Source organism: Salinarimonas rosea DSM 21201, from assembly GCF_000429045.1.
Lineage (GTDB): Bacteria > Pseudomonadota > Alphaproteobacteria > Rhizobiales > Beijerinckiaceae > Salinarimonas > Salinarimonas rosea.
In genome coordinates, this window is the sequence record NZ_AUBC01000017.1 from 26562 (window position 1) to 48963 (window position 22402).

Annotated in this window: 19 protein-coding genes; 11 read left to right on the forward strand and 8 right to left on the reverse strand. The window is 72.5% G+C overall.

The genetic code is table 11. The annotated features are described in order from the left end of the window. Positions 1 to 101: 101 nt before the first annotated feature. On the reverse strand, positions 102 to 1286 hold the full coding sequence (locus G407_RS0114210; RefSeq protein WP_084327537.1) for a cobalt-precorrin-5B (C(1))-methyltransferase: 1185 nt from the start codon (positions 1284 to 1286) through the stop codon (positions 102 to 104). Positions 1287 to 1360: 74 nt separating this feature from the next. On the opposite strand from G407_RS0114210, the gene cobA reads away from it, so the two are divergent. After that, positions 1361 to 2158, forward strand: a complete 798-nt coding sequence (cobA, locus tag G407_RS0114215; RefSeq protein WP_029031334.1) for a uroporphyrinogen-III C-methyltransferase — start codon at positions 1361 to 1363, stop codon at positions 2156 to 2158. Continuing rightward, a complete protein-coding gene (locus G407_RS0114220) occupies positions 2155 to 3480 on the forward strand; it encodes a cobyrinic acid a,c-diamide synthase CobB (protein WP_029031335.1) in 1326 nt (441 codons plus the stop codon). The genes cobA and G407_RS0114220 overlap by 4 nt, the downstream gene beginning before the upstream one ends. Here G407_RS0114220 and G407_RS27820 read toward each other — a convergent pair. After that, positions 3443 to 5299 (reverse strand): cation:proton antiporter, encoded by a 1857-nt coding sequence (locus G407_RS27820; protein WP_084327538.1) that lies wholly within the window; start codon positions 5297 to 5299, stop codon positions 3443 to 3445. The two genes, G407_RS0114220 and G407_RS27820, sit on opposite strands and share 38 nt — an antisense overlap. A gap of 170 nt (positions 5300 to 5469) precedes the next feature. Between G407_RS27820 and G407_RS0114230 the strand changes: the two genes are divergently transcribed. Further along, a complete protein-coding gene (locus tag G407_RS0114230; RefSeq protein WP_029031336.1) occupies positions 5470 to 5865 on the forward strand; it encodes a VOC family protein in 396 nt (131 codons plus the stop codon). 16 nt (positions 5866 to 5881) lie between these two features. Here G407_RS0114230 and G407_RS0114235 read toward each other — a convergent pair whose 3' ends face one another. Both G407_RS0114235 and G407_RS0114240 read right to left on the reverse strand, forming a co-directional pair. Next, positions 5882 to 6862: an ATP-grasp domain-containing protein gene (locus G407_RS0114235; protein ID WP_029031337.1), complete on the reverse strand. Its 981-nt coding sequence runs from the start codon at positions 6860 to 6862 to the stop codon at positions 5882 to 5884. Between the two features lie 106 nt (positions 6863 to 6968). Then, positions 6969 to 8138 carry a mandelate racemase/muconate lactonizing enzyme family protein gene (locus G407_RS0114240; protein ID WP_029031338.1) on the reverse strand — a complete coding sequence of 390 codons (1170 nt, stop codon included), beginning with the start codon at positions 8136 to 8138 and terminating at the stop codon, positions 6969 to 6971. Positions 8139 to 8326: 188 nt separating this feature from the next. On the opposite strand from G407_RS0114240, the gene G407_RS0114245 reads away from it, so the two are divergent. Beyond that, complete coding sequence (locus G407_RS0114245; protein ID WP_029031339.1) at positions 8327 to 8917, forward strand: hemerythrin domain-containing protein; 591 nt, start codon at positions 8327 to 8329, stop codon at positions 8915 to 8917. A 95-nt stretch (positions 8918 to 9012) separates the two neighbouring features. Then, positions 9013 to 9678: a UPF0149 family protein gene (locus G407_RS30550; protein ID WP_052341387.1), complete on the forward strand. Its 666-nt coding sequence runs from the start codon at positions 9013 to 9015 to the stop codon at positions 9676 to 9678. Between the two features lie 19 nt (positions 9679 to 9697). Here the strand turns inward: G407_RS30550 and prfB are convergent. The 3 genes from prfB to G407_RS0114265 all read right to left on the reverse strand — a co-directional run bounded on the left by prfB (position 9698) and on the right by G407_RS0114265 (position 13207). Beyond that, positions 9698 to 10826, reverse strand: a protein-coding gene (prfB, locus tag G407_RS0114255) for a peptide chain release factor 2 (protein ID WP_156917593.1) whose coding sequence is annotated in 2 segments (ribosomal slippage) — positions 9698 to 10756 and positions 10758 to 10826 — 1128 coding nt in all. Because the reading frame shifts where the segments join, the coding sequence is not laid out codon by codon here. A 120-nt stretch (positions 10827 to 10946) separates the two neighbouring features. After that, positions 10947 to 11390, reverse strand: coding sequence for a GyrI-like domain-containing protein (locus G407_RS0114260; RefSeq protein WP_043539844.1), 444 nt, complete (start codon positions 11388 to 11390; stop codon positions 10947 to 10949). Positions 11391 to 11413: 23 nt separating this feature from the next. After that, positions 11414 to 13207 (reverse strand): ABC transporter ATP-binding protein, encoded by a 1794-nt coding sequence (locus tag G407_RS0114265; RefSeq protein WP_029031342.1) that lies wholly within the window; start codon positions 13205 to 13207, stop codon positions 11414 to 11416. 369 nt (positions 13208 to 13576) lie between these two features. On the opposite strand from G407_RS0114265, the gene G407_RS0114270 reads away from it, so the two are divergent. Beyond that, complete coding sequence (locus tag G407_RS0114270) at positions 13577 to 14797, forward strand: urate hydroxylase PuuD (RefSeq protein WP_043539845.1); 1221 nt, start codon at positions 13577 to 13579, stop codon at positions 14795 to 14797. Positions 14798 to 14921: 124 nt separating this feature from the next. Further along, positions 14922 to 16034 carry an AbrB family transcriptional regulator gene (locus tag G407_RS27830; RefSeq protein ID WP_052341388.1) on the forward strand — a complete coding sequence of 371 codons (1113 nt, stop codon included), beginning with the start codon at positions 14922 to 14924 and terminating at the stop codon, positions 16032 to 16034. Here the strand turns inward: G407_RS27830 and G407_RS0114280 are convergent. Next, positions 15994 to 17700, reverse strand: a complete 1707-nt coding sequence (locus G407_RS0114280; RefSeq protein WP_029031344.1) for a SulP family inorganic anion transporter — start codon at positions 17698 to 17700, stop codon at positions 15994 to 15996. The genes G407_RS27830 and G407_RS0114280 overlap by 41 nt on opposite strands. 137 nt (positions 17701 to 17837) lie before the next feature. On the opposite strand from G407_RS0114280, the gene G407_RS0114285 reads away from it, so the two are divergent. From G407_RS0114285 to G407_RS0114300, 4 genes are read left to right on the forward strand one after another with little or no spacing between them, the layout of a single operon-like run. Next, positions 17838 to 18809, forward strand: coding sequence for a quinone oxidoreductase family protein (locus tag G407_RS0114285; RefSeq protein WP_029031345.1), 972 nt, complete (start codon positions 17838 to 17840; stop codon positions 18807 to 18809). 13 nt (positions 18810 to 18822) lie between these two features. Beyond that, positions 18823 to 20409 (forward strand): ABC transporter ATP-binding protein, encoded by a 1587-nt coding sequence (locus tag G407_RS27835; protein ID WP_425337500.1) that lies wholly within the window; start codon positions 18823 to 18825, stop codon positions 20407 to 20409. Beyond that, positions 20409 to 21488 carry an ABC transporter permease gene (locus tag G407_RS0114295; protein ID WP_029031346.1) on the forward strand — a complete coding sequence of 360 codons (1080 nt, stop codon included), beginning with the start codon at positions 20409 to 20411 and terminating at the stop codon, positions 21486 to 21488. Before G407_RS27835 ends, G407_RS0114295 begins: the two co-directional genes overlap by 1 nt. Further along, on the forward strand, positions 21485 to 22402 hold the full coding sequence (locus G407_RS0114300) for an ABC transporter permease (RefSeq protein ID WP_029031347.1): 918 nt from the start codon (positions 21485 to 21487) through the stop codon (positions 22400 to 22402). Before G407_RS0114295 ends, G407_RS0114300 begins: the two co-directional genes overlap by 4 nt.

The following is a 22402-nucleotide window of genomic DNA, read 5'->3' on the forward strand; positions in this document are numbered from 1 at the left end:
GGCGGTGGGGCCGTTGCGATGTCCAGGCGAACGGTATCGCCGCCCTCCCCACCCTCCGGCCTTCGGCCTCCGTCCTCCCCTGCGGGGAGGAGGCGCTCGTCCTACACGACCGGGTGGAACGGCATGCGCCCCACGAGCGCGCCGTCGCGGTCGAAGACCACGACCTCGAGCGCGATCGGCGCGCCCCGCAGGGCCTTGGCGGCGGTGCGCCAGGCGTGCGCCGCGACGATGTCGCCGAGCGGCAGGCCGAGCCCCTGCGCCGTGCGCAGCACCTCGAGCGCGGTGTTCGCCTCTCCCGCGCGCGTGACGACGTCCGCCGGGGCGCCCGCCTCGGCGAGGCGCTCGGCCAGCCAGGCGAGATCCACCGGGCCGGCGCGGGAATGCAGGTCGAGCATGCCCTGCCCGAGCTTCACCAGCTTGGCGATGCCGCCGGCGATCGTCACCCGCGGCACGGGGTTCTTGCGGAGGTACTTCAGCATGCCGCCGGCGAAGTCGCCCATGTCGATCAGCGCCTGGTCCGGCAGGCCGTGCAGCCGCTTCACGGCCTCCTCGGAGGTCGAGCCCGTCGCGCCCGCGACGTGGACGAGGCCGCCGGCGCGGGCGACGTCGATGCCGCGGTGGATCGAGTGGATCCAGGCCGCGCAGGAATAGGGCACGACGATCCCCGTGGTGCCGAGCACCGAGAGCCCGCCGATCACGCCGAGCCGCGGGTTGAGCGTCTTCAGCGCGATCGCCTCCCCGCCGGGAATGGCGATCTCGACCTCGACGTCCGGCGCGCCGCCCCCCGTCGTGTCCTCGCCCAGCGCCGCTGCCGCCTCGGCGAGGTTGTCGCGGATCATCTGCCGGGGCACCGGGTTGATGGCGGGCTCGCCCGCCGGGATCGGCAGGCCGGCGCGGGTCACGGTGCCCACGCCCTCCCCCGCGCGGAAGGTCACGCCGCTGCCCGGCGCGCCCGGGCGTACCGTGACGCGCACCTCGACCCCGTGGGTGACGTCGGGATCGTCCCCGGCGTCCTTGATCACGCCCGCGCGCGCGGACCCCTGCCCCGTCTCGTGCCGCGCCAGCGCGAAGGCGGGCCGGGCGCCCTGCGGCAGGACGATTTCCACGGGATCGGGAAACGCCCCCGTGCGCAGCGCGACGAAGGCCGCCTTCGCCGCCGCCGTGGCACAGGCGCCCGTCGTCCAGCCGCGCCGCAGCGGCCCCGGCGGCGGCGCGTCGAGGGCCGCGTCGGGATCGGAAGGGCTCTGCGCAGTCGTCTCCCCGCTCTGGCGGGATGGATCGCTCATGCGCGGTCCTGTACACGAAGCGAGGCGGGACTTCACCGCCGAAATCAGCGCACGCACCGAGCCCGGAGGCCCGCATGACAGACCTCTCGCGCCTCTCCCCCGTCTTCTCGCCCGGGACCGTCTGGCTCGTCGGCGCGGGGCCGGGCGATCCGGGCCTGCTCACGGTGCACGCGCTCAACGCGCTCGCCCTGGCCGACGTCGTCGTCCACGACGCGCTCATCGGCGAGGGCGTGCTCGGCCTCGCCCGCGAGGGCGCGGTGCTCGAGTATGCCGGCAAGCGCGGCGGCAGGCCCTCGGCGCGCCAGGACGCGATCTGCGAGCGCCTGATCGCGCTCGCCCGCTCCGGCAAGCGGGTCCTGCGCCTGAAGGGGGGCGACCCCTTCGTCTTCGGGCGCGGCGGCGAGGAGGCGCTCGCGCTGGCGCAGGCCGGCATCTCCTTCCGGATTGTCCCGGGCGTCTCCTCGGGCCTCGCGGCGCTGGCGCAGCACGGCGTGCCCGCGACGACGCGCGACACGAACCACGCCGTGATCCTCGCGACCGGCCATTGCGCGGAGGACGACGAGAGCGTCGACTGGGCCGCGCTCGCCCGCGCCGGCGTGCCGATCGTGCTCTACATGGCGGTCGCCAACCTCGCCCCGATCGCCCACGCGCTGATCCGCGGCGGGCTCTCGCCGACGACGCCGACCCTCGTCGTCCACGGCGCGACGACCCCGCGCGAGACGCTGCTCGAGGCCCCGCTCGCGCAGCTCCCGGCGCTGGCCGAGACGGGTGCCGTCGCCTCGCCGGCGATCGTCGCGATCGGCGCGATCGCGGCCTTCCGGCAGGCGATCGCGGGGCATGTCGAGGCGTTCCGCACGGCGGCGGCGGGATGACCGCGCCCCGCGGCCTTCTCGTCGCCGCCCCGCGCTCGGGCTCGGGCAAGACGACCGTCACGCTCGGCCTGCAGCGGGCGCTGGCGCGCCGCGGGCACGCCGTGCGCGGCGTCAAGAACGGGCCGGACTACATCGACCCCGCCTTCCACGCCGCCGCGACGGGCGCGCCGAGCGTCAACCTCGACACGTTCGCCATGGCCGACGCGACCATGGCCGCGATCGCGGCGCGCGCGCTCGACGGCGCCGAGATCGTGATCGCCGAGGGCTCCATGGGCCTGTTCGACGGCGTGCGCGGGGAGACTGGCCGCACCGGCGCGAGCGCGGACCTCGCCGCGCTGTTCGGCTGGCCGGTCGTCCTCGTCCTCGACGTCTCGGGCCACGCCCAATCCGCCGCGGCGGTCGCGCTCGGCTGCGCGCGGCTCGACCCGCGGATCACCATCGCCGGCGTGGTCCTCAACCAGGTCGCGAGCCCGCGGCATCGGCGGCTCGTCGAGGACGGGCTCGCGCGCATCGGCATGCCGGTGCTGGGCGCGCTCGCCCGCGACGCCGGTCTCGTCCTGCCGGAGCGCCACCTCGGCCTCGTCCAGGCCCACGAGACGGCGGATCTCGAGGCGCGGCTCGACGCGCTGGCGGAGACGGTGGCGGCGAGCGTCGATCTCGACGCCGTCCTCGCCGCCGCCGCGCCGACCCGCGGGCTCGCCGACGCGGAGGATCGCGCCGCCCTGCCCCCGCCCGGCCAGCGCATCGCGCTCGGGCGCGACGCCGCCTTCTCCTTCGTCTACCCGCACCATCTCGCCGCCTGGCGGGCGGCGGGCGCCGAGATCGTGCCGTTCTCGCCGCTCGCCGACGAGCCGCCGCCGGCGGACTGCGATGTCTGCTGGCTTCCGGGCGGCTACCCCGAGCTCCACGCCGGCCGCCTCGCCGCGGCGACGCGCTTCCAGGCCGGGGTGCGGGCCTTCGCGCGGACGAAGCCGGTCCACGGCGAGTGCGGCGGCTACATGACGCTCGGCCGCGCGCTCACCGACGCCGACGGCGTCGCCCACCCGATGCTCGGCCTCCTGCCCGTGGAGACGAGCTTCGCGAAGCGCAGGTTCAATCTCGGCTACCGCGTCGCGACGCTGCTGCGGGACGGCCCCCTCGGGCGCGCCGGCACGCGTCTCGTCGGCCACGAGTTCCACTACGCCTCGATCGTCGCCCGCGACGAGGCGCGCGAGGCCGCGTTCGCGGACATGGTGGACGCCGAGGGCACGGATCTCGGAGCCGCGGGGCACCGGGTCGGCGCCGTCAGCGGGACGTTCTTCCACGCGATCGCACGGCGTTGACGGGCTCCGTTGTGCCGACGGGCTCCCCGCCGCCGGCCTCGGCGCGTGCAACCGTTCCCGGCGGCAGGAACACTACCGCGATCCCGTCCTCGAGGCCGGATCCGTCCTCCTCCTCGCGGCTGTCGAAGAGGACGCGCCCGCCGCGCACGAAGACGAGGCCCGCCTCGTCCGTCTCCGGGGCGAGGGCGCGGGCGGCGGGCTCGGCGGCGAAGCGCCAGCCGTCTTCCCAGCGGCGCTCGTACTCGGCGAAGGGCATGCGGCCGAAGAGCTTGCCGCGCCAGTCGCGATCGAGCTCGCTGGCGAGGTCGAGGCTGCCCGAGGCGGGGAGCTGATAGACCCGCTCGCGGCCGAGGTCGGGGCCGAGCCGCGCGCAGACGAGGGCGTTGTAGAGGTCGTCCCTGGTGGCGACGAGGGCGTAGTCGATCGGGCTCTCGGCCAGGCGCTCCTCCGCTTCCTCGGAGAGGATCTGGGTGGTGATGGCGGAGAGCCCCGCGCGGCGCGCCCGCCGGGTGGCGCCGCTGAACGTGTCGAGGAGGACGACGCGCACGCCCGCCTCCGTCAGTGCCCGGGAGAGGTCGACCGCCCAGGGCGAGGCGCCGATCATCGCGACCGCCGGCTCGTCGCCGGTGGAGAGGCCGAGCGCGCGCGCCAGCGGCGGCAGCGCGAAGCCGTGGACGACCACGGTCGTCGCGATCACCGCGAAGACCATCGGCAGGATGACGGTCGCCTCGAAGTATCCCACCTCGGCGAGGCGCAGGCCGGCGAGGCCCGCGACCGCGGCGGCGACGATGCCGCGCGGGGCGATCGCGCCGACGAGCACCCGCTCGCGCCAGTCGAGGTCGCTGCCGAGCGTCGCGAGCGCGATCGCGAGCGGGCGCACGACGAGCAGCATGGCGAGGGTGAGCCCGAAGATCGGCCAGGACAGCGCGCGGAACACCTCGGGATCGAGGTCCGCCACCAGCACGATGAACAGCGTCGAAACGATGAGGACGACGAGCCCCTCCTTGAAGCGCCTGAGCTCGGAGAGGCCGGGCACGTCGATGTTGGCGAGCGTGACGCCGAACACGGTCGCCGCCACGAGGCCCGCCTCGCTGATGGCGACGTTGGCGATCGCGTAGACGCTGAGCGCCAGCGCGAGCAGCATCGGCGTCTTCAGGATCTCGGGCGTGAGGTCCGCGACGAAGAGACGGCGCACGAGGAAGGCGGCGCCGACGCCGAGCGCGACCCCGAGGCCGAGCCCGACGCCGAGCCGAAGCCCCACCTCGAACAGCGCCTCGTCGTCGCCCCAGCGCAGCAGCAGGACGAGCTCGAGCACCGCGGCGGCGAGGATCGCGCCGACGGGGTCGTTGACGATCGCCTCCCACTTGAGGAAGGAGGCGGGGCGGCGTTTCAGCCGCGCCTGGCGCAGGAGCGGCAGGATCACGGTCGGGCCGGTCACCACCATGATCGCCCCGAACAGGATCGCGGGCGCCCAGTCCAGCCCGCCGATGAAGCGCGCCGCAAGCGCCCCGAGGAGCCAGTTCAGCGGCAGGGCGAAGACGGTGAGGCGCACGACCCCCTGCCCCGCGGCGCGCAGCTCCTTGAAGTTGAGCGCGAGCCCGCCCTCGAAGACGATCAGCGCGACCGCGAGCCCGACGAAGGTGTGGAGGTTGTGCCCCATCGCCTCGGACGGGTCGATCAGCCCGAGGCCGGGCCCGACGGCCAGCCCGGCGGCGAAGAGGAGCACGATCGCCGGCAGCGCGAAGCGGAAGGCGAGCCACTGCGCCGCCACGCCCCCGGCCACCAGAACGACCACGGCGAGCGCGACGTCCTGCTCCATGCCTCGATACCGCTCCTTCCGTCTCTTCGGCGAGCGGTATGAACGCCGCGTGCGGCGCTGCGGTTCGACGGCGCCGGATGCCGATGCGCGACCTCGCGACGCATGGCGGCGCCCGGCGCGCGGCGGTTCTCTCCCGGCGCGGCGCCCGGACCGCGACGTGGAGGGACACGATGGCGAAGGCGATACACGCGATGATCCGCGTGCTGGACGAGGCACGCTCGGTCGATTTCTACGGCAAGGCCTTCGGGCTCGAGGTCGCGGACCGCTTCCCCTTCGACGACTTCACGCTGGTCTACCTGCGAAACGGGGAAGCCGACTTCGAGGTCGAGCTGACGGTCAACCACGGCCGCACCGAGCCCTACCAGCTCGGCGACGGCTACGGTCACATCGCCTTCGCGGTGGACGACCTCGACGCCGAGCACGCACGTTTCGAGGCGCTGGGCCTCTCGCCGCGCAGGATCGTGGCGTTCGAGCGCGACGGCGCGCCGATGGCGCGCTTCTTCTTCGTCGCGGACCCCGACGGCTACCAGATCGAGGTCCTCCAGCGGCACGGCCGCTACCGCTGAGCGGCCGGCGGGAGGCTCAGGCCGCCGCGCGGCGCTGGCGGGCGAGCAGCCCGTCGAGGTGGCGGGCGATGGCGCGCATGCCGGAGACGCCGGCCTCCGCCTCCGCCTGTGGATTGTAGTTCGTGTTGGTGTTCACGTCGTAGGCGAAGCGCCGGCCGGCCGCGTCCTCGATCACCTCGATGCCGGCGATGCCGACGCCGTTGTCGGCGAGCATCCGCTCGAGCGCGGGGATGTCCGGGTTCTCGTAGCCCGGCACGACGGTGAACTTGTCCGCGGGCGCGACCGCCGGGCAGGCGGCGTCCCCGATCGCCGCCGCCTCGCGGGCGGCCTCGACCGTGCAGGCGTCCGCCGGGCAGAGCTCGAAGCCCTCCGACGTGTCGACCCGCACCGCGTAGAGGAAGCGCCCGCCGACGAACTCGAGCCGCGTGACGAAGGGTGCCGGCGCCTGCACGTAGCGTTGCACCAGCGTGATGCCGTCGAGCGGCTCCTCGAACTCCTCCGAGGCGAGGTGCTCCGCGAGCGCCGCCGCCGAGAGGAACAGACGCACGCCGAGCCCCTTGCCGCCGCGATTGTGCTTGAGGATGAGGGGGAAGCCGAGCCGCTCGGCCGCGCCCGCGATGTCCTCGCGCCCGACGACGGCGAGCGTGTCCGGCGTCGCCACGCCGTGCGCGGCGAGCGCCTCGTACTGCGCCACCTTGGAGACCTCGAGCCGAAGTGCGCGGCTGTCGTTCACCACCGTGCGGCCGTGGCGCTCGAGCCAGGCGAGCACCGCGCCGGTATATTCCGCCGCGTAGCGGTGACCTCGGGTGTGCGAGGAGGCGCTCATGCGGTTGTAGAACACGCCCTGCGGCGGCTCGGCCCGCAGGTCGAGCACGCCGCGGTCGAGGAACCACTCCTCGGTGGGCGTGCCCAGCTCGGCGAAGGCCGCGCGCAGCGGCACGACCCAGGCGTCGTTCTCGTGGATGACGTGGACCTTCGGGGCGTCGACGGCGGGCATGGCGTCTCTCCTCTGGACACGAGGAGATAACCCGTGAGCGGACGGAAATGAAGAGCCAATCCGTTCACAAGCGTGTTTTATCTTATTTTACATTCTGACACGTGTTTCACCTCTCCCCGAGCGGCCGCATCACCTCCCAGAGTGCGCTCTTCGCCTCGAAGCCGACGCCCGGCACGTCCGGCATGGCGATCCGGCTGTCGCGCACGGGGGTGCCGTCGGCGAAGCCGCCGAAGGGGGCGAACACGTCCGGGTAGCTCTCGTTGCCGCCGAGCCCGAGCCCCACCGCGATGTTGAGCGCGAACTGGTGCCCGCCGTGGGGCACGCAGCGCCGGCGCAACCAGCCGTGGGCGGACAGCACGTCGAGCGTGCGCAGGTACTCCACGAGCCCGTAGGAGAGCGCCGGGTCGAACTGCAGGATGTCCCGGTCCGGCCTCAGGCCGCCGTGGCGGATCAGGTTGCGCGCGTCCTGGTGCGAGAACAGGTTCTCGCCCGTGGCCAGGGTCGGCGCGTAGAGCGTGGCGAGCGCGGCGTGCTCCAGGTAGTCGAGCGGATCGAGCGGCTCCTCGTACCAGCGCAGGCCGTAGGGCGCGACGGCGTGCCCGAAGCGGATCGCCTCCTCGAGCCCGAAGCGGCCGTTGACGTCGACGCAGAGCCGCGACCCGTCCCCGCCGAGCACGTCGAGCACCGCCTCGATACGGGCGAGATCGTCCTCGAGCGGCACGAGCCCGACCTTCATCTTCACGGTGGAATAGCCCCGGTCGAGATAGGAGCGCATCTCGTCGCGCAGGGCGTCGAGTCCCTTGCCGGGATGGTAGTAGCCGCCCGCCGCATAGACCCAGGCGGTCTCGTCGGCACGCCCGCCGTTGTAGCGATCGGCGAGGAGCCGCCACAGCGGCACCCGGTGCGCCTTGGCCAGCGCGTCCCACAGCGCCATGTCGAGCACGCCCACCGCCACCGAGCGCTCCCCGTGCCCGCCCGGCTTCTCGTTCTTCATCATCAGGTCCCAGGCCTTCGACGGGTCGAGGAACCCGTCCGCCCCCTGGTAGGCGTCCGGCGCCGCCTCGAGCAGGCGCGGGATGAAGCGCTCGCGCAGAAGGCCCTGCGGCGCATAGCGGCCGTTCGAGTTGAACCCGTAGCCGACGACCCGCCTCCCCTCGACCACGAGATCGGTCTCGATCGCCACCACCGAGGCCGTCATCAGCGAGAAGTCGATGTAGGCGTTGGCGATCTGCGACTTGATGGGCGCGACGATGTCGCGGATGGCGGTGATCTTCATGGCGGCGGGCTCCGGGGCGGGGGATGGGTGCGGGAGGTTAGGCCGACGGGGATCGCCACGGAAGGCCCGTGGGCGGCGAGGCCGGGTGGGCTCGCGTGCAAGGCGCCGCTTGCAGCCCGGGGCTTTCCCTTGCCCGGCCGAGATCATAGCTCTTTGGCAGGGGCCCGATGGCGGCCACGGGAGACGCCATGCGAGACCACCGGCAAGACGCCCTCGACCTCGACACCCGGCTCGGCTGGCCGTCCGACCTGCGCGTCCTGCTCGACCGCTACCCGCGCACGGTCTGGCCCGCGCATCCGAACCTGGGCGCCACCGCGCGGTTCTGGATCGCCAAGCACGACATGTTCCGCGAGCTGGGCGCCGCGCTCCAGGGCGCGACGCGGGCGATGCGCGAGGGCGAGGTGGCGGCGGGGCCGTTCCGGGGCTGGTTCGCGCCGCGGCTGCGGCTCTTCCTCGGCGAGCTGGAGGGACACCACCAGATCGAGGATCACGCCTACTTCCCGCTCTTCCGCGCGGCGGACGCCCGGCTCGTGCGCGGCTTTGACGTGCTGGAGGGCGACCACGAGGCGATCCACCACGCGCTCGAGGTCACCGCCGAGCGCGCCCGCGCCCTCCTGGTGGCACCGGAAGCGGACCAGGACGCCCTGCGCCGGGCCGCGGACGGCTATGCCGATCAGGCCGACCGGCTGCTCGCGAGCCTCCTGCGGCACCTCGACGACGAGGAGGACCTGATCATTCCGATGATCCTCGACCGGACGGAGGGCGGGCTGGGGATCTGAGGCAGGCGGGAGAACCTCGTGCTCGCCGCTTGCCTCGAGTGACGCATGTCGCTTTCCTGCGCCGATCTGAACGATGCGGTCGAGCTGGGCACGACATGAGACACGAATCCACCCGCGAGGCTTGGCTCGCATCCGGGCTCGCACGGTTCTCCGAATCCACGATGCTCCTGGAAACGTTGGACGGCTTCGCAACCGGGCTCCACCTGTGCGGCGTCGACATTCCCGTGGCCGAATGGCTGCCCCACGTCCTCGATCACGATGGCGCCGATCCGATTTCCTTCGCGGAGAACGTCCCGGAGATCCTGATTGCCGACGTCCTCTGGTTCTTCAAGCGCACCGGCAGGTCGCTCCTGTCGCGCCCAGGGCGCCACGAGCCGCTGCTCCCGCGCACCGACGACACCGACGAGATAATCTGGGAGGTCTGGGCGAACGGCTTCGCGACGGCCCTGAAGCTGCGACCCGACGCTTGGGACGCCGTCGGCGGCTACGGTCCCGAAGCGCTCTCCGCGTTGAAGACGCTGGCGGGACTCGCCTCGATCGCCGAGGAACGTGAGCGCAGAGCGAGCGAATCTGCGGGCGACCTCGACCTCCGGATGGGAGCCGAACTCGACGGGCAGGCGCCAGACATGATCACCGCGAGCGTCCGCACCCTCGCCGCTGCGATCGCCCAGCGCGCAGCGTCCAAGGGACCGCCCGGCCGCAACGATCCGTGTCCCTGCGGCTCGGGCAAGAAGTACAAGAAGTGCTGCGGAGCAGCCTGAGCGGCCGCGCTCGCTCTCCTCAATCCACGTCCTCGACGTCCGCCGTCGTGCCGTACACCCGCTGCGCCAGCGCCGCCTCCATGAACGGGTCGAGATCACCGTCGAGCACGTCGCTCGGGCTCGTCGACTGGGTGCCGGTGCGCAGGTCCTTCACCAGCTGGTAGGGCTGGAGCACGTAGGAGCGGATCTGGTGGCCCCAGCCGATGTCCGACTTGGACGCGGTCTCGGCGTTGGCCTTCTCCTCGCGCTTCTTCAGCTCGGCCTCGTAGAGGCGTGCGCGCAGCATGTCCCAGGCCTTGGCCCGGTTCTTGTGCTGCGAGCGCTCCTGCTGGCAGGCCACCACGATGCCGGTGGGGAGGTGCGTGATGCGCACGGCCGAATCGGTCGTGTTGACGTGCTGCCCGCCGGCGCCCGAGGCGCGGTACGTGTCGATGCGGCAGTCGCTCTCGTTCACCTGGATGTCGATCTTGTCGTCGACGACCGGGTAGACCCAGACCGAGGCGAAGGACGTGTGCCGCCGCGCGGCGGAATCGTAGGGCGAGATGCGCACCAGCCGGTGCACGCCCGACTCGGTCTTGAGCCAGCCGTAGGCGTTGTGGCCCTTGATCATGACGGTGGCGCCCTTGATGCCGGCCTCCTCCCCGTCGGCGATCTCCATCACCTCGACCTTGAAGCCGTGCTTGTCGGCCCAGCGCATGTACATGCGCTGGAGCATCTGCGCCCAGTCCTGGCTCTCGGTGCCGCCGGCGCCGGAATGGACCTCGAGGTAGGTGTCGTTCGAATCCGCCTCGCCCGAGAGCAGGCTCTCGACCTGCCGGCGCTGCGCCTCGGCCTCGATGCCGCGGATGGCGGCCTCGCCCTCCTGGATCGTCGCCTCGTCGTCCTCGGCGTCACCGAGCTCGATGAGCGTGACCGCGTCGTCGAGCTCCTGCTCGAGGCGGGTAATGGCGGCGATCGAGTCCTCGAGCGACGTGCGCTCGCGCATCAGCTTCTGCGCGGCGTCGGGGTCGTTCCAGAGCTCGGGGTTCTCCGAGGCCGCGTTCAGCTCGGCGAGACGGCGTTGTGCGGTATCCCAGTCAAAGATGCCTCCTCAGCAGCCCTATGGACTGCTTGGCGGTCTCGACCAGCTGTTCGATCTCGGCGCGCATGGGCTCTCGAAACTCGACTGTGGCGGGGTGAATGGAACGTGTCGCTGCGGCGCGGCCCGCGGGGGCCGCGCCGCACGGTGATATAAGGATCGGCCCCGGGGTGTAAACCCGCGCCGCCGCTCAGCGGAGGCCGATCTGGATCTCGACGTGGTTGTGCGTGTCCCCGGGCCCGGCCCAGCGGTGATAGACCTCACGGCTCGAACCCGACGGGACGTGACCCGCCGCCGCGATCGCCTCCAGCAGCGGCCGGTAGCCCTGCGCGAACAGATCCGCGAGCGGCCCGCGATAGTCGATCGCGGCGCAGCGGAACGGGGGAAGGCGCTCGCAATCCGCACCGGCCGCGACCGGAAGGCAGAAGGCGAGATCGAACGGCGTCGCCGCGTCCATCGGCAGCCCGGCCGCCGAGAAGACGAACCGCCCCGAGACCGCGAGGCCGCGGGCGGCGGCCTCGTCCTCGAGCCGCGGGCATTCCTCCGCGGCCGCCGCCCCGACCTCGGGCAGCGTCAGGCGCCGGCGCCGAATCAGCACGGGCAACGCCTCGATTTCCTTGACCTCGACTCGCATCCTTCGTGTCCTTTCTGCGCCGCTCAGGCCGCCCGCGTCATGTCCTCGGCCTGCGCCTCGAAGAGCCGGCGATACGCCCCGTCCGGCACGGCGAGGAGCGCCGCGTGCGGCCCCTCCTCGACGATGCACCCGCGATCGAACACGAGGATCCGGTCGAGGGTGCGCACGGTCGAGAGCCGGTGGGCGATGACGATCGCCGTGCGCCCGGCCATCAGCCGCTCCATCGCCTCCTGGATCAGCCGCTCCGATTCCGAATCGAGGCTCGACGTGGCCTCGTCGAGGATCAGGATCGGCGCGTCCGCCAGGAAGGCGCGGGCGAGCGCCACGCGCTGGCGCTCGCCGCCCGAGAGCTTCACGCCGCGCTCGCCCACATGGGTCTCGTAGCCCTTGGGCAGGCGGGCGATGAAGTCGTGGGCGTTGGCGAGCCGCGCCGCCGCCACGATCTCGTCCGGCCGCGCGCCGGGGCGGGCGTAGGCGATGTTCTCGGCGAGCGAGCGGTGGAACAGGATCGGCTCCTGCGGGACGATGGCGATCTGCCCGCGCAGCGACGCCTGCGTCGCCGCCGCCACGTCCTGCCCGTCGATGGCGACCCGCCCGGACTCGATGTCGTGCAGGCGCTGGATCAGCTTGACGAAGGTCGACTTGCCCGAGCCCGAGCGCCCGACGAGGCCCACCCGCTCGCCGGGCGCGATGCGCACGTCGAGGTCCCGGAACAGCGGCGTGTCGTGGCCCTTGTAGTGGAAGGTGACGCGCTCGAAGGCGATCTCGCCGCGCGTGATCGCGATCGGCCTGGCGTCCGGCCGGTCGACGACGCCCAGCGGCGCCTCCATGATCGCGACGAGCTCCTCCATCTCGTTCACGGACTGGCGCAGGTTGTTGAGGTGCATGCCGACCTCGCGCAGGTACCCGTTCACGACCAGGAAGGCGGTGAGCACGTAGGCGATGTCGCCTGCGCTCGCCTGCCCGCGCCACCACAGCCATAGCGCGATACCGAGCACCGCCGCGCGCAGCACGACGAGGATCACGAGCTGCGCGCTCCAGGTGCTCGAGTAGCGCATCCAGGCGCCGCGGGTGCGCTCCCGCCACTTGTCGAGGAGCCGCTCGAGCCGCACGTCCTCGCGCGCCTCGGCGCCGAAGGCCTTGACCACGGCGTTGCAGCCGATCGCGTCGGCCAAGAGCCCGCCCATGCGGGTGTCCTGGGCGTTGGCGAGGCGCGCGCGCGGGGCGACCCAGCGGCTCGACAGGAGCGCGACGGCCGTGACGTAGGCGATCGCGCCCACGAGCACGACCGCGCCCATGATCGGCCACTGCACGCTCATGAGGAGGATCGTGCCCACCAGAACGACCGCCGACGGCAGCAGCGCCACGAGCACCGTGTCGCTGAACGTGTCGATCGCCCAGATGCCGCGGGTGATCTTGCGCACGGTCGAGCCCGCGAAGTTGCTCGCGTGCCAGTCCGACGAGAAGCGCTGGACGCGCGCGAAGCTCTCGCGCGCCACGTCGCTCATCACGAAGATCGTCAGCTTCTCGAGCCCGCGGAAGGCCTTGTGCCGGAAGGCGACGGAGACGATGCCGAGCGCGACGGTCGCCACCAGCGCCAGGAGCGCCGCACGCCCGGCGCCCGGCGCCTGCGGCCCGAGCGACACGGCCTCGATCATCCGTCCGGCGAAGTACGGCACGGCGATCTCGGCGAGCGTCGAGAGGATCATGCCGACGACGATGACCAGCGTGGCGCCGAGGCGCCGGCGCCAATGGGAGACGACGAAACGGACGATGTCGCGCAGCGGGTCGCCGCGACGTTGGGTGAAGAGGGACATCGATGCATCCGGCCGCGGGGCCGGCTCCTGACGGACGAGGCGGGCGCGAGGCGCGCCGCCCGGAATGGGATTCGTGCTGCGAGGGTTTGGCCGGACGCGTGGTCCGCGGTCCGGCGCGGGCTCAGCGGGGGATTCGGTCTCGGAAGAGCCGGTCCGTCGCGGGCAGCGCCGGGAGGATGATCTTGCACATGTCCATGCGCACCTCCCGATCCGTCAGGTTTCAATGGAGGCGGTCGTACACGACGCCGGGGGCGAGGGTCAAGACACCTATGTTGCTGCAGAACGACACTCGCGCGCGAAAACGCCCACTTCCCCCGCGCGCGCCGCTTCTCTAGGCTCCCGTCTCCCGACCGCAGCGCAGCACGCACCATGATCGACGCCGTCACCACCGAATGGGCGAGCCAGCTCGGCCGCTGGATCCACGTCATCGCCGCCGTGGCCTGGATCGGATCGTCCTTCTACTTCATCGCGCTCGACCTCTCGCTGAGGAAGCGCGAGGGGCTGCCGAAGGGTGTCGGCGGCGAGACTTGGCAGGTGCACGGCGGCGGTTTCTACCGCATGCAGAAGTACCTCGTCGCGCCGCCGGAGCTGCCGAGCGAGCTGACCTGGTTCAGGTGGGAGAGCTACGCCACCTGGCTGACGGGCTTCTTCCTGATCGTGTGGATCTACTACGTCCAGGCGGACCTCTACACCGTCGACCCGGCGAAGCTCGCGCTCGCACCCTGGCAGGCGGCGCTCGTCGGCATCGGCGCGCTGGCGCTCTCGTGGCTCGTCTACGACGGGCTGTGCAAGTCGCCGCTGGGGAAGAACGACGTCGCGCTCGGCGCGGTGCTGTTCGGGTTCATCATCGCAATGAACGTCGCCTTCCTGCAGGTGTTCTCGGACCGGGCCGCCTTCCTGCACACGGGCGCGATGATCGCGACCTGGATGTCGGCCTCGGTCTTCCTCGTCATCATCCCCAACCAGAAGATCGTCGTCGCCGACCTGAAGGCGGGCCGTGAGCCGGATCCGAAGCTCGGCAGGCAGGCCAAGCAGCGCTCGCTGCACAACAACTACCTCACGCTTCCCGTGCTGTTCCTGATGCTCGGCACGCACTACCCGCTGGCCTGGACGAGCGCCTACGCGCCGGCGATCGTCGCCATGGTGATCGTGGCGGGTGCGCTGGTGCGCCATTTCTTCAACACGATGCATGCCGGCAAGGGCTACGTCTGGTGGACCTGGGGCGGCGCGGCGGCGGCCCTCGCGCTGGCGGCCTTCCTCTCGGTCGCCGGGCGGCCGAGCTTCGAGACCGTCGACTGGAACGCCGGCGCCGATCGTCCGGAGGCGCAAACGGCGGCCTTCCAGGAGGCGATGCTCGTCGTCCAGGGACGCTGCGCCATGTGCCACGCCACCGAGCCCGGCTGGCCGGGCCTCGCCTCGGCGCCCAAGGGCGTGCGCTTCGAGAGCCCCGACGACGTCATCCGCCATGCGGGCGCGATCCGCGCGCAATCGGTCCTCACCGACGCGATGCCGCCCAACAACATCACCGAGATGACGCCCGACGAACGCCGCATCGTCGCCACCTGGCTCGCCGAGCGCGACGCACGCTGAGCGCGGGCGGCCGCAAGCCCTGCACGGAGCGCATACCAAAGCCGACTCCGTAGTCCCGTGCGTGCGTTTCCCTGCCGGCTCCGCTACAGGATGGCACGTTCGAACGCACGAGGAGGACCGACGGGTGGGCAGCTTCATAGCCGAGCTTCGCGGCGGGCTCGCGGAGATGGCGCCCTCCCGCTTCCCCTACCTGCGCTTCCTCGCGGCCCTCGTGCTCGGCCTGATCGGCGGCTGGCTGTTCTGGCGCGCCGGCCTGCCGCTGCCCTGGATGCTGGGGCCGATGACGGTGTGCACGCTCGCGGCCCTCGTCCGCGCGCCGATCGCCGCGCCGTCGGTGGTGCGCCCGCCGATGAGCGCGGTCATCGGCGTCCTGCTCGGCGCCGCCTTCACGCCCGACGTGATCGGGCGGCTCGACGAGTGGGTGATCTCCACGATCGGGCTCGCCGGCTTCGTCGCCGTCTCGGGCTTCGTCGTGGTGGTCTACTTCCGCAAGGTCGCGCGCTTCGACCCGGTGACGGCCTACTTCTCCGGCATGCCCGGCGGCCTCGTCGAGATGGTCATCGTCGGCGAGGCGAAGGGCGGGGACGGGCGCACCATCGCGCTGATCCATTCCGCGCGCATCCTGCTCGTCGTCATGACGCTGCCCTTCATGGTGCAGTGGGTCGAGGGCGTGGCGCTCGGCGCGCGGCCCGCCGCAGGTCCCTCGATCCTCGACGCGCCGCTCTCGGCGGAGGCGTGGATCCTCGTCTGCGGCATCGTCGGAACCTTCCTCGGGCACGTCCTGCGCCTGCCGGCGAAGGTGCTGCTCGGGCCGATGCTGGTCAGCGCCGCCGTGCACGTGACGGGCGTGAGCGACTTCCAGCCGCCGGTGGAGATCGTCGCCGGGGCGCAGGTCGTGCTCGGCGTGACGATCGGGGCGCGCTTCCTCGGCACGCCGCCGCGCGAGATCCTGCGCATCCTCCTCCTCTCGGTCGGCTCCACGATCATCCTGCTTTCGCTGACGCTGGCCTTCGCGAGCGTGGTGGGCCGAATCATGGGGCTCGGGACCGTGCCGCTGATCCTCGCCTACTCGCCGGGCGGGCTGGCCGAGATGAGCCTCGTCGCCATTGCCGTGCAGACGGAGGTGGCGTTCGTCGCGGCGCATCACATCATCCGCATCGTCCTCGTCATGGCCGGCGCGGCACCGGTCTTCGCGCTCATGAACCGGAAGCCGCCGGGGACGCCGACGAAGCCTTGAGCGCGCGCTCCGCGTCCGCCCGCGCAGCCGCGACGCTCGCGGCGTAGCGCACGACCGGCGGCTTGAGCCCGGCGCGGGCGAGGAAGCGCCGCAGCTCCGGGCGCGCGCCGGCGACGATCACGAGCGCGCCGCGCCCGCGCACCCGCGCGACGAAGCTCTCGAGCTCGTGCGCCGCGGACGAATCGACGAGCGAGACCGCGGAGAGATCGAGCACCACGGCCGGCGGCACCCGCCCGATCCGCTCGAGCGCGGCGGCGACCGTCGAGGAGGCCGCGAAGAAGAGTGGCCCGGTGAAGCGGTAGACCATCACGTCGCGCCCGCTCGCGGTCTCGCTCTCGTCGGGCACCGGTCCCGGCTCGCCGCCCTCGACGCCGACCATCGTCGCCATGCGATGCATGAACACGAAGGCGCCGAGCACGACGCCGACGAGGATGCCCTCGGTGAGGTCCCGCAACACGACGATCAGGAAGGTCGCGAGCAGCACCACGGCCTCCGAGCGCGAGCGGCGCAGGATCGCCGCGAACTCGTGCTTCTCCGCCATGTTCCAGGCGACGAGGACGAGCACGCCCGCGAGCGCGGCGAGCGGCACCCACGACGCGAGCGGCGCCGCGACCAGCATGAAGCCGAGCAGGAAAGCCGCGTGCAGGATGCCCGCCACCGGGCCGACCGCGCCGGAGCGCACGTTCGTCGCCGTGCGCGCGATCGTGCCCGTGACGCACAGCCCCCCGAACAGCGCCGAGCCGATATTGGCCACGCCCTGCGCCACGAGCTCCATGTTCGAGCGATGGCGCCGCCCGCTCATCCCGTCGGCCACCACCGCCGAGAGCAGCGATTCGATGCCGCCGAGCAGCGCGATGGCGAAGGCGTCGGGCAGGACCTCGATCACCCGCTCCCACGAGATCGCCGGCAGCGAAGGCGCCGGCAGGCCGCCCGGGATGCCGCCGAAGCGCGTGCCGATCGTCACGACCGGCAGGTCGAGCGCCGCCGTCGCCGCCGCAGCGAGCGCCACCGCGATCAGCATGCCCGGCGCGGTGGGCGCCAGGCGCTTCACGCCGACGACGACCGCGATCGTCGCCGCCGAGAGCGCGATCGCGAGCGGGCTCGCGCTCCCCGCCGCCGCCGCGAGCGCGGCGAGCTTGTCGAGCACCGGCCCGGGCTCCGGTCCCGCGAGGGTGATGCCGAGGAGATCCTTCAGCTGGCTCACGACGATGATCGCCGCGATTCCGGCGGTGAAGCCGACGATCACCGGATGGGGGATGTAGCGGATGTAGGTGCCGAGCCTGAGCGCGCCGAGCGCGACGAGGATCGCCCCCGCGATCATCGTCGCCAGCAGGAAGCCGTCGAAGCCGTGGCGGGCGATGATGGCCGCGACGAGCACGATGAAGGCGCCCGCCGGCCCGCCGATCTGGTAGCGCGAGCCGCCCAGCAGCGAGACGATCGCGCCCCCGACGATCGCGGCGTAGAGCCCGCTCTCCGGGCTCGCGCCGGACGCGATGGCGATCGCCATCGACAGCGGCAGCGCGACGATCGCCACCGTCAGCCCGGCCAGCGCGTCGCGCCCGAGCGCAGCGCGCCCGTAGCCCTCGCGCAGCACCGTCACGAGCTTGGGCGTGAAATCCCGCGGCCAGGATCGAGGACCCGTGTTCTCCGGCCCGCTCGTGCGCATCGGCCAAGCTCCCCCGTGCGGGCATCATGGCACGGGATTCGCCTTTTCGCAGGTGCGTCGTGCGGCACGTCCGCTTCGGCATTGCCGCGCGGCCCGCCCCCTCCCTATGATCGCGGGCGAACGAGGAGGCTTGTGCGATGGTAAAGGCGATTCGGATCCATGCCGTGGGCGGGCCGGAGGTGATGGCGCTCGAGGACGTCGAGATCGGCGCCCCCGGCCCGGGCCAGGTGCGCGTGCGGCACACGGCGATCGGCGTCAACTTCATCGACGTCTACTTCCGCACCGGCGCCTACCCCGCTCCCCTTCCCTTCACGCCCGGCAACGAGGGCGCGGGCGTGGTCGACGCCGTCGGCGCGGGCGTGAGCGACCTCGCGCCCGGCGACCGCGTGGCCTACGCCGCCGGGCTCGGCGCCTACGCGCAGGCGCGGCTCATCGACGCCGACCGGCTCGTGAAGATCCCCGACGGGATCTCGGACGAGCAGGCCGCCGCGATGATGCTCAAGGGCATGACGGCGCAATACCTGCTGCGGCGCACCTACCGCGTGAAGGCCGGCGACACGGTCCTCGTCCACGCCGCCGCCGGCGGCGTCGGGCTGATCCTGGTGCAATGGGCCAAGCACCTCGGCGCCACCGTGATCGGCACGGTCGGGTCGCCCGAGAAGGGCGAGCTCGCCCGCTCGAAGGGCTGCGACCACGTCATCGACTACTCCAGGGAGAGCTTCCCCGAGCGCGTCGCCGAGATCACCAAGGGCGCCAAGTGCCAGGTCGTCTACGACGGCGTGGGCAAGGCGACCTTCCCCGGCTCGCTCGACTGCCTGGCACCGCTGGGCATGTTCGCGAGCTACGGCTCGGCCTCGGGAAAGATCGAGGCCTTCGACATCGGGCTCCTCGCGCAGAAGGGCTCGCTCTTCGCCACGCGCCCGACGCTGTTCACCTACGTCGCCAAGCGCGAGGACCTCGTCGCGAGCGCGCAGGACCTGTTCGCCGTCGTCGCGAGTGGCGCCGTCGAGATCCCGGTCCACGCGCGCGCGGCGCTCGCCGACGTCGGCGACGTGCATCGCGCGCTCGAGGGTCGCCGGACCACCGGCGCCACCGTGCTCACGCCCTGAGATCGCCACGACCTTGGCCGACGTCGCTCCCGCCTCCCCCGCCGCCTCCGTCCCGACCGCCGACGGCACGCCGGCGCTGGTCTCCCTGCGCGGGGTCTCGAAGCGCTACGGCGACCTCCTCGCCAACGACGGCGTCGACCTCGCGCTCGCGCCGGGCGAGATCCACGCGCTGCTCGGCGAGAACGGCGCCGGCAAGTCGACGCTCGTGAAGATCCTCTACGGGGTGATCGAGCCGACCGCGGGCGAGATCCTGTGGGAGGGACGCCCCGTCTCGATCCCCTCCCCGGTCGCGGCGCGGGGGCTGGGCATCGGCATGGTGTTCCAGCACTTCTCGCTGTTCGAGGAGATGACGGTGGCCGAGAACGTCGCCGTCGCGCTCCCCGAGCGCGCCTTCGACGCGGTACGCACCGAGCTGGCGGAGATCTCCCGCGGCTGGGGCCTCGCGCTGGAGCCGGACCGGGCGGTGTGGACCTTGTCGGCGGGCGAGCGCCAGCGCATCGAGATCGTGCGCTGCCTGATGCAGAAGCCGCGCCTGATCGTGCTCGACGAGCCGACCTCGGTGCTCACCCCCCAGGAAAGCGAGCGGCTGTTCGAGACGCTGACCCGCCTGTCGGAGGCGGGCACGGCGATCCTCTACATCTCCCACAAGCTCGAGGAGGTGCGCCGGCTGTGCCGTGCGGCGACGATCCTGCGCGGCGGCAAGGTGGTCGCCACGCTCGACCCGCGGGCGAGCAGCGCCCGCGAGATCGCCGCGCTGATGGTCGGCAGCGAGGTCGGCGAGGTGCGCGCCCACCTCTCCAAGGGGACGGGCGAGGAGGTGCTGCGGGTCGAGGGCCTGTCGCTCCCGCCCGAGGCGCTGCACGGCAAGCCGCTCGTCGACGTCGCGCTGTCGGTCCGCGCGGGTGAGGTCGTCGGCATCGCCGGCGTCGCCGGCAACGGCCAGAGCGAGCTGTTCGCGGCGCTCTCCGGCGAGCGGCTCGCATCGTACGCGGGGGATGTCGTCGTCGCGGGCACGGGCGCGGGGCGGCTCGGGATCGACGCGCGCAGGCGGCTGGGCGCGGCCTTCGTGCCCGAGGAGCGGCTCGGCCACGCCGCCGCACCGAGCCACGGCCTGTCCGACAACACGGTGCTCTCGCATCACGCGACGAGCGGGCTCGTCAAGGCCGGCTTCGTCGCCTTCGCGGAGGCGGCGCGGATCGCGCGCTCCGTGGTCGGGCATTTCGACGTGCGCACGCCCTCGGACGATCCCGCGGCGCGCAAGCTGTCGGGCGGGAACCTGCAGAAGTTCGTCGTCGGCCGCGAGATCCTGCGCGGGCCAAAGCTCCTCGTCGTCGACCAGCCCACCTGGGGCGTGGACGCGGGTGCCGCGCGCCTGATCCGTCAGGCGCTGGTCGACCTCGCCGCGAAGGGCGCCGCCGTGCTCGTGATCAGCCAGGACCTCGACGAGCTCTTCGAGATCGCCGACCGCATGGCCGTGATCTCCGACGGCCGGCTCTCGCCGCTGCGCCCCGCCTCCGCCTGGACGCGCGAGGCGATCGGCCTCGAGATGATCGGCGCGCACGACGAAGCCGGCGCGGCGCTGGCGCGGGAGCCCGCCTGATGCGCATCGAGCTGATCCCCCGCCCCGATCCCTCGCCCGTCGCCCGGGCGCTGGCGCCGCTGGCGGCCCTCGTCGTCGCCTTCCTGGTGGCGGGGCTCGTCGTCGCGCTGCTGGGCAAGTCGCCAGTCTCGGCCTTCGAGGTCTACATCCTCCAGCCGCTGACCGACCCGTGGTCCCTGCGCGCCATGCTGGTGAAGGCGACGCCGCTGATCCTGATCGCGATCGGCCTGTCCTACTGCTTCCGCGCCGGGCTGTGGAACATCGGCGCGGAGGGGCAATTCGTCATGGGCGGCATCGCCGGCTCGGCGCTGGCGCTCGCCACGCACGGCAGCGATCCCGGCCCCTGGCTCCTGCCGGCGATGATGCTCGCCGGCATGCTCGGCGGCGCGGCCTGGGGGGCGATCCCCGCCTTCCTGAAGGTGCGCTTCGGCGTGAGCGAGATCCTCACCTCACTCTTCCTCGTCTACGTCGCCGAGCTCTTCCTCGACTGGCTCGCCCGCGGCCCCTGGCGCGACCCCGCCGGCTTCAACTTCCCACAGTCAGTCGTCTTCGAAAGCGCCGCACGCCTGCCCGAGATCCCCGGGCTCGACCGGGTGCATGTCGGCGTCGTCTTCGCCGTGATCGCGGTCCTGGTCACGGCCGTGGTGCTGGGCCGGACGCTCTTCGGCTACCGCCTCAAGCTCACCGGCGACGCGCCGCGCGCCGCGCGCTTCGCGGGCTTCGACGCCAAGCGCACGACGCTGATCGTCTTCCTGATCTCGGGAGGCCTCGCCGGTCTCGCGGGCATCGCCGAGGTGTCGGGCCAGATCGCGCGCGTGCTGCCGGACATCTCGCCGGGCTACGGCTTCACGGCGATCACGGTCGCCTTCCTCGGCCGGCTGAACCCCTGGGGGATCCTCGCCGCGGGGCTCGTGCTGGCGCTCACCTTCATCGGCGGCGAGAACGCGCAGATCCTTCTGCGCCTGCCCTTCGACCTCACGGTCGCCTTCCAGGGCCTCGTCCTGCTGTGCGTGCTCACGGCGGACGCGCTCGTGAGCTATCGGCCGAGACTCGTGACTCGAGCGGGGGCGCGCGCATGACGACGTTCGAAGCCATCCTCTTCACCATCGTCGCAGCCTCGACGCCGCTCCTGATCGCCGCCATCGGCGAGCTCGTGGCCGAGCGCGCGGGCGTGCTCAACCTCGGCGTCGAGGGCATGATGTCGATGGGCGCGGTCTGCGCCTTCGCCGCCGCCTTCACCTTCGATTCGACCCTCGCCGGCATCCTGCTGGGCATGACGGCCGGCGGGCTGATGGCCGCCCTCTTCGCGCTCGCCGTGCTCGGCTTCGCGGCGAACCAGGTCGGCGCGGGGCTCGCGCTGACGATCTTCGGGCTCGGCCTGTCGGGCCTGATCGGCGCACCCTTCGTCGGGCAGACGCGCCCGCGCGTCGAGGAATGGCCGATCCCGATCCTGTCGGAGATCCCGCTCGTCGGCCACGCGCTGTTCTCGCAGGACCCGCTCGTCTACGTCGCCTTCGGCCTCGTCGCGGGGGTCGCCTTCTTCCTCGCGCGCACCCGCACGGGCCTGCGGCTGCGCTCGATCGGCGAGAACCACGTCTCCGCGCACGCGCTCGGCCTGCCGGTCCTGAAGATGCGCGTCTATGCGGTGATCTTCGGCGGCCTCTGCGCCGGCCTCGCGGGCGCCTACCTCTCCCTCGTCTACACCCGCTTCTGGTCGCCGAACATGACGGCGGGGCGCGGCTGGATCGCGGTCGCGCTCGTCGTCTTCGCCGCCTGGCGGCCGATGTGGGCGCTCGTCGGCGCGCTCGTCTTCGGCACGGCGACGGTGCTCCAGCTCCACGCCCAGGCGGCGCAGGTGCCGCTGCCGTCCCAGCTTCTGGCGGCCGCGCCCTACATCGCGACGATCCTCGCGCTGGTCCTGCTGTCGATCCGCCGCGGGAGGGCCGTGGGGGCGCCGGGGTCGCTGGGGACGCCGTTCGTGCCGGATCGGTAG

What these genes read in the sequence shown, in the direction of transcription:
- G407_RS0114210 (WP_084327537.1), bottom strand. Translation starts at nt 1,286, where the DNA reads ATGAGCGATCCATCCCGCCAGAGCGGGGAGACGACTGCGCAGAGCCCT.
- cobA (WP_029031334.1), top strand. Translation starts at nt 1,361, where the DNA reads ATGACAGACCTCTCGCGCCTCTCCCCCGTCTTCTCGCCCGGGACCGTC.
- G407_RS0114220 (WP_029031335.1), top strand. Translation starts at nt 2,155, where the DNA reads ATGACCGCGCCCCGCGGCCTTCTCGTCGCCGCCCCGCGCTCGGGCTCG.
- G407_RS27820 (WP_084327538.1), bottom strand. Translation starts at nt 5,299, where the DNA reads ATGGAGCAGGACGTCGCGCTCGCCGTGGTCGTTCTGGTGGCCGGGGGC.
- G407_RS0114230 (WP_029031336.1), top strand. Translation starts at nt 5,470, where the DNA reads ATGGCGAAGGCGATACACGCGATGATCCGCGTGCTGGACGAGGCACGC.
- G407_RS0114235 (WP_029031337.1), bottom strand. Translation starts at nt 6,862, where the DNA reads ATGCCCGCCGTCGACGCCCCGAAGGTCCACGTCATCCACGAGAACGAC.
- G407_RS0114240 (WP_029031338.1), bottom strand. Translation starts at nt 8,138, where the DNA reads ATGAAGATCACCGCCATCCGCGACATCGTCGCGCCCATCAAGTCGCAG.
- G407_RS0114245 (WP_029031339.1), top strand. Translation starts at nt 8,327, where the DNA reads ATGCGAGACCACCGGCAAGACGCCCTCGACCTCGACACCCGGCTCGGC.
- G407_RS30550 (WP_052341387.1), top strand. Translation starts at nt 9,013, where the DNA reads ATGAGACACGAATCCACCCGCGAGGCTTGGCTCGCATCCGGGCTCGCA.
- G407_RS0114260 (WP_043539844.1), bottom strand. Translation starts at nt 11,390, where the DNA reads ATGCGAGTCGAGGTCAAGGAAATCGAGGCGTTGCCCGTGCTGATTCGG.
- G407_RS0114265 (WP_029031342.1), bottom strand. Translation starts at nt 13,207, where the DNA reads ATGTCCCTCTTCACCCAACGTCGCGGCGACCCGCTGCGCGACATCGTC.
- G407_RS0114270 (WP_043539845.1), top strand. Translation starts at nt 13,577, where the DNA reads ATGATCGACGCCGTCACCACCGAATGGGCGAGCCAGCTCGGCCGCTGG.
- G407_RS0114280 (WP_029031344.1), bottom strand. Translation starts at nt 17,700, where the DNA reads ATGCGCACGAGCGGGCCGGAGAACACGGGTCCTCGATCCTGGCCGCGG.
- G407_RS0114285 (WP_029031345.1), top strand. Translation starts at nt 17,838, where the DNA reads ATGGTAAAGGCGATTCGGATCCATGCCGTGGGCGGGCCGGAGGTGATG.
- G407_RS0114295 (WP_029031346.1), top strand. Translation starts at nt 20,409, where the DNA reads ATGCGCATCGAGCTGATCCCCCGCCCCGATCCCTCGCCCGTCGCCCGG.
- G407_RS0114300 (WP_029031347.1), top strand. Translation starts at nt 21,485, where the DNA reads ATGACGACGTTCGAAGCCATCCTCTTCACCATCGTCGCAGCCTCGACG.